The sequence below is a fragment of the Pseudomonas farsensis genome (assembly GCF_014268805.2).
In the GTDB taxonomy this organism is placed as follows: Bacteria; Pseudomonadota; Gammaproteobacteria; order Pseudomonadales; family Pseudomonadaceae; genus Aquipseudomonas; species Aquipseudomonas farsensis.
This window is the reverse complement of sequence record NZ_JABWRF020000004.1, coordinates 111971-124193: the sequence shown is the minus strand read 5'-3', so window position 1 is coordinate 124193 and position 12223 is coordinate 111971. Positions and strand designations below refer to the sequence as shown.

The window sequence follows — 12223 nt, the reverse complement described above, 5'->3', positions numbered from 1 at the left end:
CAGAGAGATGATGGTTTGATGTGCCCGGCGCTTGCGCTTCGCCGCTACCCCAAATCCCCTCCCCCCACTGGAAGCGTGACGCCGGTGATGTAAGAGGCATCGTCCGACGCCAGGAACAGAATCGCGCCCACCTGCTCATCGATGCTGCCATAGCGCTTCATCAGGCTACTGCTGAGGGTCTGGTCGACAATTTGCTGGTACCAACCCTTCTCGTCCTGGCTCTGCTGCTCGCTGTTTCGCGGTATGCGCCGCGGTGGTGCTTCAGTACCGCCTGGCGCCGTTGCGTTCACCCGCACCCCACGCTCCGCTGTCTCGAATGCAAGGCACGAAGTCAGTGCGTTGACACCGCCCTTGGCGGCGCCGTACGGCACGCGGTTGACGCCTCGCGTGGCGATGGAGGAGACATTGACGATCGCGCCGCAGCCCTGTTCAAGCATGTAAGGCAGAGCGGCATGGCAACACCATAAAGTCGGGAACAGCGAGCGACGTACCTCCGCCTCGATCTGATCTTTCTCGTAGTGCTCGAACGGTTTGGCCCAAATCGTGCCGCCAACATTGTTTACAAGCACATCCAGTTTTCCGAATGCTTCTACCGCCGCAGCCATTACCCGACTGCACGCTTCATGCTCTTCCAGGTTGGCCGTCAGGGCGAGCACACCAGGGCCGGCCAGTTCATGAACAAGATCCGAGCGATCCACTGCGACGAGCAATGCCCCTTCAGCCTTGAGCTGCCGAGCAACGGCCAGCCCTATTCCCTGGGCAGCGCCTGTCACCAAGGCGACTTTGCCTTGAAATCGGTTCATACACTTCTCCCTCGCCGCCTCCTGCATGACCGCCAGGAAGCACGCGCCAGGACGCCATGACAGCGTCGAATAAAAAAGAGGGCTGCCTTCACCCGCGCGATGACAGCCCCCAAAGGTCAGGATGCGGCTGCGAATTTCTCGTAGTAGAAATTGGCCGGGGTAAGGCCTTGCTCAGCCATATAACGGTGGACTGCCTCCACCATGGCAGGCGGGCCGCACAGGTAAACGTCAACGTCACCCTCATTCAGGTGGGCCGGTGCGATGTGCTGGGTCACGTAGCCTTTCAGTGGGTGCTGGCTTTCAGGGTTCGCCACACAAGCGCCGTAGGTGAAATTCGCAATGCAGGCTGTAAACCGGTCCAGACGCTCGATCTCGACGAGGTCGAAATCGTTGGTCACGCCATAGATCAGGTGCACCGGAAAATCACTGCCCTGCTCGGCGATCCGCTCCAGCATGGCGGTGAACGGGGCAAGCCCAGTCCCCCCCGCCAGCAGCAACAGTGGCCTCTGGATGGGGCGCAGGTAGAAGCTACCCAGTGGGCCGACCAGGCTCAGGCTGTCGCCTACCTTGGCTTCGCGGGTCAAGAACGTACTCATCAAGCCGCCCGGCACGTTGCGGACCAGAAAGCTAACCTGGCCATCCTTCTGCAAGGTGCTGAACGAGTAAGCACGCGAGTGTTCGGTGCCTGGCACCTGAAGGTTGGCGTATTGCCCCGCAAGGAATGCCAGCCGCGCCAAGGCGTCGCCCTTGATAGAGAGCGCAAGGGTGCTCTCTGACAACTGCTCGACGCTGCTGATGACTGCCTGGTAACGGGCTTGCTCCAGCTTGCACACCTGTGAGGACGCAGGAATGCTGATGACGCAATCGCTTTCGGCGCGCATCTGGCAAGTCAGCACCAGGCCTTCGGCGATTTCTTGCTCGCTCAGTGCGTCTTCAATGAAATTGTCACCCAGGTCATAGCGCCCGGATTCGGCTTTGCACTTGCAGGTACCGCATGCCCCGTCACGGCAGTCCAGCGGAATGTTGACCCCCTGGCGGTAAGCGGCATCGGCTACGGTTTCGTGGCCACCGGCTTCGATGAAGCGTGTCACGCCATCTTCGAAATTGAGTGCGATCTGGAAACTCATGTTGCACCTCGCGGGCGAGTTCCAGCACCGCGCGCCGAGGCACGCGGGCGGACACTCGCCTTGCTTCGTATCAGATGTGGTAGATGTCGATGACCTGACGGACATAGTCATTTTTCAGTACCACTTTTTTCGCCTTGATCAGTGGCTGTTCGCCGCGCAGATCCAAGGTGTAGAAGCTGGTACCGAAGTAGCTGTCAGTGGTCTTGTAGCGAAAGCTCAGCGTGTGCCAGTTGAAACGAACGTTGCACACGTCATTGCTGTGCTCGACAACTTCGATGTTGCTGATGTTGTGAGAGGTGCGTGTATCCGGGACGGTTGCGCTCGAGCGCTCGGTCTTGATACGGAATACACGGTCCTCAAGCCCGCCACGGTTGCCGTACCAGATCAGCGATATTTCACTCTGCGGGTCTTCGGTCAGCGTGTCGTCATCGTCCCAGGACGGCATCCAGAAGCTTGCATCGACTGCATACAGCTCCAACCACTCATCCCACCGAGCGTCATCCAGCAAGCGTGCTTCGCGGTACAGGAAGTCGCGGACCGTTTCATGAAGCCTCATTGCACAGCCTCCACAGGGATGAGTTTCTGCTCGTGCTCAAGCGCCTTGATCATCATGTCCTGCCAATACTTGTGCTGCAGAACGAACAAGCCTTCGTCTTCCGTACGCACCCCAGACATCAGAGGCTTGAGTTCGATTTCCTGCGCCGCCTGGTCTGCACCTTCAACCCAGTGTTCAGCCCCGCGGGACATATCGTTCCAGCCTGCCCCGCCACCATAGCCGGTCTGGCAAGAGCGGAACTCTTCAAGGTCATCCGGGGTGGCCATGCCACTGACGTTGAAAAAGTCCTCGTATTGGCGAATCCGTTTTGCCCGAGCATCGGCGCTCTCGCCTTTCGGGGCGATGCAGTAGATGGTGATCTCGGTCTTGTTGACGGAAATCGGTCGCGCCACACGAATCTGGGAACTGAACTGGTCCATCAGGTAGACGTTCGGGTACAGACACAGGTTGCGCGAGTTCTGGATCATCCAGTCCGCGCGTGCCTGCCCATGGTCCTGTGCCAGTTGCTCACGACGCTCGAACGCCGGGCGGTCCTCGGGGTTGGCCCAGCGGGTCCAGAGCAGCAGGTGGCCGTGGTCGAAGGAGTAGAAGCCGCCCCCTTGCTTGGCCCAGGCGCCTGCACTCATGGTCTTGATTTCATCGCCCGCTTCGCGCTGCTTGCGCTGATTCTGAGTGGCGGCGTAGTTCCAGTGTACGGAGCTTACGTGGTACCCATCAGCGCCGTTCTCGGCGGTCAGTTTCCAGTTGCCTTCATAAACATACGAGCTGGCGCCGCGCAGTACTTCCAGCCCCTCAGGGGACTGGTCGACGATCATGTCGATAATCTTGGCAGATTCGCCCAGATGCTCGACCAAGGGTTTGACGTCTGCGTTGAGGCTACCGAAGAGGAAGCCGCGGTAGGATTCGAAGCGGGCGACTTTGGTTAAATCATGCGACCCCTCGCAGTTGAAACTGGCAGGGTAGCCCGCGCTGCTGGGGTCTTTGACTTTGAGCAGCTTGCCGCTGTTGTTGAATGTCCAGCCGTGGAACGGGCAGGTGTAGCTGGAGCGGTTGCCACGCTTGTGCCGGCACAGCATGGCGCCGCGGTGGCTACAGGCATTGAGAAACGCATTCAGCTCCCCGTCCTTGTTGCGCGCGATGAAGATCGGCTGGCGCCCCATGTTCAGGGTGATAAAGTCATTTTTCTCCGGGATCTGGCTTTCATGCGCCAGATAGATCCAGTTGCCCTCGAAGATGTGCTTCATCTCAAGGTCGAACAGGCGTGGGTCAGTGAACATCTCCCGCTTGCAGCGGTAGACACCCTTCTCGCGATCGTCCTCGAGCAAGGCATTGAGGTAGTCGAATCCCAGGAACATGGCCAGGGCCTCCATTGTTATTGTCAGGCCAGGCCAGCTTAGGGCGAGCATCTGCGTTCAGATATCCACTCGCTGCACAGTGATATCCACTCCTTGCATTAATTCGGTAGGATTGAGGGCTCAGCATGGAATGTCACATTCGTCCCGCCACGAGCAGAGATGCAGTAGCGATAAGCCGCGTAGTCATTGCCGCCCTGCGTGAATCAAATTCACAGGACTATCCGCCTGGTGTGATCGCTCAGGTTGAGCAAAGCTTTTCTCCTGACGCCATCACCACACAGCTTACGAAGCGTAAGGTCTTCGTAGCCTTGTTGGGCGAAAACATTATTGGCACTGCCGGTCTCGACGGTGATGTGGTCAGAAGTGTTTTCGTTGACCCGGCTCACCAGAAAGGCGGTATCGGGCGGCATTTGATGGATGTCATTCATACAACTGCTGCACACGCAGGAGTTGGCGCTGTACGTGTGCCATCGTCAATTACAGCTGAACGGTTTTATACCGCGTTGGGTTATCAAAAAATCCGCGACGAGTTTCATGGGGCGGAGCGCACCATCGTCATGGAGAAGCGGCTGTAGGATTAGCCCAGACTATTTACCCACTTATGCGACACGGGCTTGTCTGTTAATGGGCTAGCGGCTGTTCCTGACGGTTTCCGACGGCAACTCGCCAAACTGCTGGCGATAGGTTTCGGCGAAACGCCCAAGATGAGTGAACCCGTACTCAACCGCGATCTCGGTCACACTGCGAACCGCGCAGCTTCTGTCGCTCAGGCAGGCGTGCACCCGCTCAAGCTTGCGCTGGCGAACATAGCGCTTAGGCGTGACCCCTAGATGCCGCTCAAACAGCACGTAAAGCGACCGCACACTCATGCAGGCCTGCGCAGCGAGGGTATCCGGCGATAGTTCGAGCTTCAGGTTACGCTGGATGTAATCCAGAATCGGCGCCAGGCCCCTGTTCGGACTCCCGAGGCATTCGTACCGAATGTTGGTGCTGAGCAGCGTCAAAAGCTTGCTGGCGACGATTTGGCTGTAGTGGGACTGAACGCGAGGCAGAGAGTCTACAACCTCCGCTTCATGGCAAATCATCGACAGCAACGGGACAAAACCCGCCAGCTCATCCAGCCGATACTGATTCCTGGTAAACCTCACCCCTTGAGCCGGTCGCGCCCATCGCTGCTCGTCGCAAATGGAGTCAACCAGCTGCATGGGCACCTTAAGGATGAACTTCTCGCAGTCAGCGGAATAGGTCAGGTCGACCTGCTCATCCGGGTTGATGAGCAGCAATTCCCCAGGTACCAGGTGATGCGCTTTCTCCCTGCTTCGCCACAGGCAGTTGCCGCTTAGCAGCACTTGGAGGTGGTATACGTTTTCCAGGGCTGGGGAGGTCACGCGAACGCTCCCCCCGTAGCTGATCCGGCAGAGGTCGAGCTCAGCAAGTTTGCGATGGCTGAGACTGGCCTGGGGATGAGTGGTATGAGACAAGCCGATGCAGTGCTTCCCTACATGCCGGTTAACGTAGTCCGACACGGCATAGGGGTCAGCGTGCTGGAACACGCTACTACTTTCGCTTAGCAGACGGCTTTCCATTAGGCAGGCACTCGGTGACGTCGTTATTGTGTGCCGTTTCCTACTAGGCTTGTGGCCTGTGGTCACGGTCAGATTCGTTGCGCCGCGGCCGAGGCCGCGGGCACATAACCAGCATCGTATGAAGTTTGCGAAGCTTCAGGCAATGAACCCGACGAAAAGCCTGTTCGATTAACGAACAGCTACCCTCACCCGGTCACCACCTGGTAAGTCACTTGGTGCGCCTCAGTGGGCAACGGCACCTCCCACTTGAACAGCATCCGGCGGATGTCATCGTTACGCAGCGAGGTGTCGCGCCGCTGGTTGCGCCGCATGATTTCGCCCTCCGGGCGCTCCAGGTACACCATCTGCACCTGCGCGCCATAACCGTACAGCAAATCCAGTGTGCGGCTGCGCATCTGCGCCGACAGGTGCGTCGAGTTCCACACAAACGGCCGGTGCTCGCGCAACAGGGCCTTGGCGCGGTCAATGGCGTAGTGCGCCGCCGCCCCTTCGTTCTGCCCATGGCGCAAGCCCAACGCCTGCCGCGCGTCGTCAAACGACACGACCGGCAGTTGCGGGTGATGCTCGGCGGCCCAGGTGTCCTTGCCACTGGCCGGCAGGCCCGACAACATCAGCACCTGCGAGCCCTGGGGTTGGTGCAACGAGTAGTCCGGATGCACCCGCGCACCGCGCAGGTACTGGATGCGCGTGTAGTCATCGGCAAATGCACGGGGCCCGTGCAGGCAGCCTTCTTCTGCGGCCAGCTCGCGCCACACCTCGATGGCCGTCAGCACATCGGCTTTGCCACTGAAGTGCCGCCCCTCCATGTCAGCCTCGGCAATGGCACACAGCATCCAGACCGGCAGCTCCCAGGACAGCTTGTGCAGCAGGAACTCCGCGCTGCGCCCGCTGCGGTCGCCTTGCAGGGCGAAGAACGGCAACTGATGCACCGCGATGATCCTGCAGATCTGCTCGCGCAACGCGAACGGTACGCCCGCCCGCCACAGCAGCAAGCGCGCATCCACCGCCCCACGCCGGGAGTGGCCGGGCTGGCCGATACGCCCGGTTTCGGGGTCGATGACGGTGGTATCGGGTTTGGCGATGTCGTGCAGCAAGGCTGCAAAAAACAACACAAAACGCTGGTCCGCCGTGGCCTGCTGGTAGGCGCGCTGCGCCAGCAATGCCTGCACCACCATGCGCGTATGAATCCAGACGTCGCCCTCGGCGTGGTAGGTCGGGTCTTGCGGGGTGTCCGCCAGGCGAGCCAGCGCAGGGATAACCGCAAGGCACGCCGATGCGTCCATGTCGTGCCCGGGTGCGGGCACCAGTTGTTGCAAGTGTCGAATATCCATTTCCGGATGCTCCTTCAGTAGCCACGGCGCGGGCCGTGCCAGTCCATGGACAGGCTCGGTGCGTAAAGGTCGACGCCGTCGGCCAGTTGATTCGGGATGAACGGTTGGCTGGCATGGTGCTGGTCGGCATCAAGGATTGCCTGCACAAAATCCTGCCGTACCCATTTGAGCCGCCCCAGGGTCTGCTGGTGGTCTTCAAGCTTCAGGTACAGGCCCTCCATGCGGCTGGAGTGATCGCATTGGCGCCAGGCGCGGGCCAGGTCCAGGCCCTCGCGCTGCACCACCTGGGCGAATACCTCGCGCCACTGCGCGCTCTTGGCCAATGAGTCGCCCACCAGTGCCATCAAATCGGCATAACGCGCCGGGGCCGGCCCCTCATACAGCACCGGCACCGACAGCACCGGCCCACCATCGAGCAGGCGCCGGCGCGCTTCAGTGGACAGGAACAGGCCCCTGGCCCGGTCCCAGACATCGAACTCGCAGAAGTAATGCGGCAGACGGTCGTAGAACACCGAATGCTTCTTGTGCAGCCACTCGCCGTAGAGCACGAAGCGGTCTTCCAGGCGTTCGAGCAACCAGTGTTCATGGGCTACCGCCCACTGCTTGAACAGGTTGAACTGGCGCTCGCGCCCGCCTCCGGTGAGGTAATGGCCACGCGATTGCAAACGCAGCTCGCCACCTTGGGTAAAGCTGATGCCAGCGTTAGCGCCGTCGAGTTTTTCTTCCACCACAAGCCAGGCACCGGCCAGAGCGCTGTAGCGGACCTGGCCGTCGTCAGTGTCGCCATCCTGCAGGCGTGAGCCTTGCAAGTGCGGCGTGCGGGGGTATTTGAGCAGATCAAGGGTGTGCGCATCGGCACGAAAATCCATGTTCATGGGTTTCTCCACAGAAATTGGGAAAAACCGACGACAGGATCAGGCAGGCATGGCGATGAAGCGCCGCCGCGCACAGGCGCAGGCAGCCATCAGGCAAGATGGACCGTCGTCGGTATCAGGCGTGTTGGCTGAGGCAGGGCACTGGCTTCACCACTTGGAAAAAGGTTGCAGGGGTTTGAAGGCGCGCATTCAACAGCAACTGGCAGGGCCAGGTCAAGGGCAAATGTGCATCGACTGTTTCAACCGCCGGCGAGCAGGCTGCGGTCAAACACGAACCCACGGGGCTCACGCGGAGTGTGCCGGTACAACTGCTGCGGGCGGCCCAGGCGCGGCTGGTTCTTGTCACCGGTATCGACCACCCAGCCCTCGCCTTTCATGCGCTCCAGGCGCTTGCGCACCGAAGTGCCATTAACTGGCTGGCCCAGGCACGCCTGCATCGCGGCCAGGGCATCGAGCACCGTGAAGCACTCCGGCACCAGGTACAGCGGCAAGTTGGTGTACAGGCTTTTGGCAGCCAGGCGCTCGGCAGCGCGCTCAACCAACAGCCGGTGATCGAACGGCAGCGCCTGCTTGCCGGTCAACAGGCTGTCAAGGTCGTGAAAGGCTAGATGCTCGCTTTGCAGGGCCGTGTCCGGATCAAGCAGCGCCAGGTAATAGGTGCTCAATGACCAGCCGCGCGGATCGCGCACGGCATTGCCCTCGGTCCCCACTTGCTCCAGATGCCGTGGTTGCACCAGGGCTTTTTCGCTCAACGCGCGGGCAGCAGCGGCATCGAGGCTGCTATCGGCGCTGCGGCCATTGACGATGACACCGGGCAACGCCCACTGCCCGGCATGCGGCTCACGCTCGCGCTGATGCAGCAGCACCTGAAGGCGCAGATTATGCGGTGACAGGCGCAGGGCAACGATATCGACGCTGGCCAGGACTTCTGCTGTGCTCACTTGATGCCTCCACTCTGAAAACCTGCCTATATTCCACCAGAGCAATTAAGTAGGGCAAGCAACAAATTATTTGGGTGGACGGCCTTGACACACTTAGTGCACCAGATGGATTATGTGCCCATTCCAGCCGGGGAGACCCTCAGATGAAAATCGCAAGCTTCGATGTTGACGCCCAAAACGGCTTTACCAGCAACGCCCCGCAGGAACTGCCGGTGCCTGGCGGCGAGCTGATCGTCCCCGCGCTCAACGCCATGGCCCGCCGCGCCGACCTGCGCCTGGGCAGCAAGGACGCCCACCCAGCCAATGCGGCCTGGACTGTCGCCGAACACGGGCAAATGCTGCAACCGCTGACGCTGGCCAATGCCGACCTGACCTGGGTCAGCCACTGCGTCCCCGGCACCGCAGGCTTCGAGCTGCTGCCCGGCCTGCCCGCCCCCATCGACTACGACTACTTCGTCTGGAAAGGCGTGGAGCCAGACCTGCACCCCTACGGCGCCTGCTACCACGACCTGGCCGAACGCCGCTCCACCGGCGCCATCGAATACCTCAAGGTGCAGCAGGTGCAGGCGATCATCGTCGGCGGCCTGGCCCTGGACTATTGCGTGCGCACCACTGCCCTGCAACTGCGCCGGGCGGGCTTCGAAGTGCTGCTGTACCTGCCGGCCTGCCGCGCCCTGAGTGCCGATGGCGCCAACGCCGCATGCAGCGAGATGCAAGCCGCCGGTATCTACCTGTGCGCCGACGAACAAGCGCTCGACACCCAACTCACCGCCCTCAAGGAGCCCCGCCCATGACCGACAGCGTATTCGGCCCACGGATCGTTCAGAACCTGCTGGACACCGACTTCTACAAGATCACCATGATGCAGGCGGTGCTGCACAATTACCCCAACGCCGAAGTGGAATGGGAATTCCGCTGCCGCAACAACGAAGACCTGGCGCCGTACCTGGCCGAGATCCGCTACCAGGTCGAGCAGTTGAGCGAGCTGTCGGTCACCCTCGACCAGTTGGCCTACCTTGAGAAGATCCCGTTCATCAAGCCGGACTTCATTCGCTTCCTCAGCCTGTTCCGCTTCAACCTGCGCTACGTGCAGGTGGGCCTGGACGATGCCGGGCAACTGGCCATCCGCGTGCGCGGGCCGTGGCTGCACGTGATCCTGTTCGAAATCCCGTTGCTGGCGATCATCAGCGAGGTGCGCAACCGCTACCGTTACCGCGATGTGGTCATCGAGCAGGTCGGCGAACGCCTCTACCAGAAGCTTGATTGGCTCAAGGCCGAGGCCAGTGCCGATGAACTGGCCGGCTTGCAGCTGGCCGACTTCGGCACCCGGCGGCGCTTCTCGTACCGGGTGCAGGAAGAGGTGGTGCACATTCTCAAGCGGGACTTCCCCGGGCGCTTCGTCGGCACCAGCAACGTACACCTGGCCCGCGAGTACGACTTGAAACCCATCGGCACCATGGCCCATGAATGGTTCATGGCGCACCAGCAACTCGGCCCGCGGCTGGTCGACAGCCAGGCTGCTGCGCTGGAATGCTGGGTTCGCGAATACCGCGGGCAGCTGGGTATCGCCCTGACCGACTGCATCGGCATGGATGCGTTCATGCAGGACTTCGATCTGTATTTTGCCAAGCTGTTCGACGGCCTGCGCCACGACTCCGGCGACCCACTGGTCTGGGCCGAAAAAGCCATCGCCCACTACCAGCGCCTGGGCATCGACCCGCAAAGCAAGACGCTGATCTTCTCCGACGGGCTGGACTTCGCCAAGATGCTCGAGCTGTACCGGGCGCTGAGCGGCCGCATTCACGTGAGCTTCGGCATTGGCACCAACCTCACCTGCGATATTCCGGGTGTGGCGCCGATGAACATGGTGATCAAGATGACCGCCTGCAACGGCGCCCCGGTGGCCAAGATTTCCGACAGCCCAGGCAAGACCCAATGCCGGGACGAGAATTTCGTGAGCTATCTGCGGCATGTGTTCAAGGTGGCGTGAGGAGCAAGCTGCAAGCAAAAGCGGATTGGCGCTTTCTTGCAGCTTGTAGCTTTGGGCTCGAAGGTCCAAAAAACGCTGTGAATCGGTAGGTGCATGGTTATAAGATAACGTTTCTTATCGTGATCTTTCTGCCTGTGACCTCTCCTCCATGACAAGCGCATCAGCCACCCCTACCCTGCTATCCCAGCGCCTGCAGAGCATTGACGCCCTGCGCGGGCTGGTGATTCTCTTCATGCTGCTCGACCACGTGCGTGAGACGTTCTTCATGCACCATCAGGTCAGCGACCCGATGAACGTCGAACTGACCGACCCCGGTCTGTTTGCCAGCCGCACCCTCGCCCACTTGTGCGCACCTGTGTTCGTGCTGCTCACAGGGCTGTCAGCCTGGCTGTACGGCGAGAAGTACCAGGGCCGTGGGGATGTCTCGGCGTTTCTGTTCAAGCGCGGACTGTTTCTGGTGGCGCTGGAATTCACTCTGGTCAACTTCGCCTGGACCTTCCAGTTGCCGCCGACGGTGATCTACCTGCAGGTCATCTGGGCGATTGGCATCAGCATGATTGCCCTGTCCGTACTGGTGTGGCTGCCGCGCGCTGCGCTCATCACCCTGGGCACAGTGATCATTGCCGGGCATAACCTGCTCGATGCCCTGCATTTTGGGCCTGAGTCGGCACTGCACGTGCCGTGGGCCATCCTGCATGACCGTGGCTGGCTGCAAGCCTGCGACAGCCTGCGCCTGCGCACTTCCTACCCAGTGCTGCCGTGGATTGGCGTAATTGCCATAGGCTATGGCCTTGGGCCGTGGTTTGGCCGTGCCAGCCAGACAGGGGCCCGGCAAAAGCGCCTGTTGCTGGCCGGTAGCGCGGCACTGCTTGGGTTCGCGCTGCTGCGCCTGATCAATGGCTACGGCGAAGCGCCATGGAGCAGCTACGCGAACGTCACGCAAAGTGTGATGAGCTTTTTCAACATCACCAAGTACCCGCCGTCGCTGGTGTTTCTGACCCTGACGCTGGGCTGTGGGCTGTTGTTGCTGCGCGGCTTCGAACGAGCCGGGGCTACCCGCTGGATCAACGCGCTGACAGTGTTTGGCGCGGCGCCCATGTTCTTCTACCTGCTGCACCTGTATGTGCTGAAGCTGTTGTACCTGGCCTGCGTGGCGCTGTTTGGGCTCAACCGTGGCGAGTATTTCGGTTTTGAGGCTATCAGTGCGGTTTGGCTGGTGGCAGTGGTACTGGCGGCTGCCCTTTACCTGCCAGTGCGTTGGTTCGCGCAGTTGAAGGCTCGCCGGCGGGATATCGCCTGGCTCAAGTATCTGTAATGCCACTATCTGCCCCTACACCGCGCTGTGGTTTATGTGGGCAGCAAAAACGTTTCCCCCTGGCGGCTGATGGTCTACCATGCCGTCCGCCGGTTTCCCCAGGGAACTAACAGGGAATCCCCGGCTTGCCAGTGGCAAGCCAACGGGAACTGCCCCCGCAACTGTAGGTGCCGAGCCCGCGCCATCAATGCCACTGGAGCGAACCTCCGGGAAGGCTGGCGCAGGGCCAGGACGCACCAGTCAGGAGACCTGCCGGCGCACATTCACCAACCGGCGGGGTGTCCGGGATGGCCATCTCCACCCCTTGCGGGTGCTGTCCGTTGCCGGCCGCAATGGGCCTTGCG

At 60.9% G+C, this 12223-nt stretch carries 12 protein-coding genes and 1 riboswitch; of the genes, 4 read left to right on the top strand and 8 right to left on the bottom strand.

Annotated elements, in window-relative coordinates:
* Positions 1–44: 44 nt before the first annotated feature.
* The 4 genes from HU719_RS20400 to benA form a co-directional block, all read right to left on the bottom strand.
* A complete protein-coding gene (locus tag HU719_RS20400) occupies positions 45–803 on the bottom strand; it encodes a 1,6-dihydroxycyclohexa-2,4-diene-1-carboxylate dehydrogenase (RefSeq protein ID WP_186535961.1) in 759 nt (252 codons plus the stop codon).
* A gap of 116 nt (positions 804–919) precedes the next feature.
* Complete coding sequence (gene benC, locus HU719_RS20395; protein WP_186519758.1) at positions 920–1930, bottom strand: benzoate 1,2-dioxygenase electron transfer component BenC; 1011 nt, start codon at positions 1928–1930, stop codon at positions 920–922.
* 70 nt (positions 1931–2000) lie between these two features.
* Entirely contained in the window at positions 2001–2486 is a 486-nt protein-coding gene (benB, locus tag HU719_RS20390; protein WP_186535963.1) for a benzoate 1,2-dioxygenase small subunit, read from the bottom strand.
* Positions 2483–3841, bottom strand: a complete 1359-nt coding sequence (gene benA, locus HU719_RS20385; protein WP_186519762.1) for a benzoate 1,2-dioxygenase large subunit — start codon at positions 3839–3841, stop codon at positions 2483–2485. The genes benB and benA overlap by 4 nt, the downstream gene beginning before the upstream one ends.
* Positions 3842–3966: 125 nt before the next feature.
* On the opposite strand from benA, the gene HU719_RS20380 reads away from it, so the two are divergent.
* Positions 3967–4416: a GNAT family N-acetyltransferase gene (locus HU719_RS20380; protein ID WP_186519764.1), complete on the top strand. Its 450-nt coding sequence runs from the start codon at positions 3967–3969 to the stop codon at positions 4414–4416.
* A 54-nt stretch (positions 4417–4470) separates the two neighbouring features.
* On the opposite strand, the gene HU719_RS20375 is transcribed toward HU719_RS20380, so the two are convergent.
* From HU719_RS20375 to HU719_RS20360, 4 genes are all read right to left on the bottom strand, one after another.
* The gene (locus tag HU719_RS20375) at positions 4471–5427 is read right to left on the bottom strand and encodes an AraC family transcriptional regulator (protein ID WP_186519766.1); all 957 of its coding nucleotides are present in this window, start codon (positions 5425–5427) and stop codon (positions 4471–4473) included.
* A 185-nt stretch (positions 5428–5612) separates the two neighbouring features.
* Complete coding sequence (locus tag HU719_RS20370) at positions 5613–6758, bottom strand: AAA family ATPase (RefSeq protein ID WP_186519768.1); 1146 nt, start codon at positions 6756–6758, stop codon at positions 5613–5615.
* A gap of 14 nt (positions 6759–6772) precedes the next feature.
* Positions 6773–7633, bottom strand: a complete 861-nt coding sequence (locus tag HU719_RS20365; RefSeq protein WP_186519770.1) for an RNA ligase family protein — start codon at positions 7631–7633, stop codon at positions 6773–6775.
* Between the two features lie 239 nt (positions 7634–7872).
* The gene (locus HU719_RS20360) at positions 7873–8574 is read right to left on the bottom strand and encodes an NUDIX hydrolase (protein ID WP_186535965.1); all 702 of its coding nucleotides are present in this window, start codon (positions 8572–8574) and stop codon (positions 7873–7875) included.
* 143 nt (positions 8575–8717) lie between these two features.
* Between HU719_RS20360 and HU719_RS20355 the strand changes: the two genes are divergently transcribed.
* The 3 genes from HU719_RS20355 (at position 8718) to HU719_RS20345 (ending at position 11879) form a co-directional block, all read left to right on the top strand.
* On the top strand, positions 8718–9368 hold the full coding sequence (locus HU719_RS20355; protein WP_186535966.1) for a nicotinamidase: 651 nt from the start codon (positions 8718–8720) through the stop codon (positions 9366–9368).
* A complete protein-coding gene (pncB, locus tag HU719_RS20350; RefSeq protein WP_186519776.1) occupies positions 9365–10564 on the top strand; it encodes a nicotinate phosphoribosyltransferase in 1200 nt (399 codons plus the stop codon). The genes HU719_RS20355 and pncB overlap by 4 nt, the downstream gene beginning before the upstream one ends.
* Positions 10565–10712: 148 nt before the next feature.
* Positions 10713–11879, top strand: coding sequence for an acetyltransferase domain-containing protein (locus HU719_RS20345; protein ID WP_186535968.1), 1167 nt, complete (start codon positions 10713–10715; stop codon positions 11877–11879).
* A gap of 73 nt (positions 11880–11952) precedes the next feature.
* Positions 11953–12150, top strand: a riboswitch (cobalamin riboswitch).
* The last annotated feature ends 73 nt before the right edge of the window (positions 12151–12223 follow it).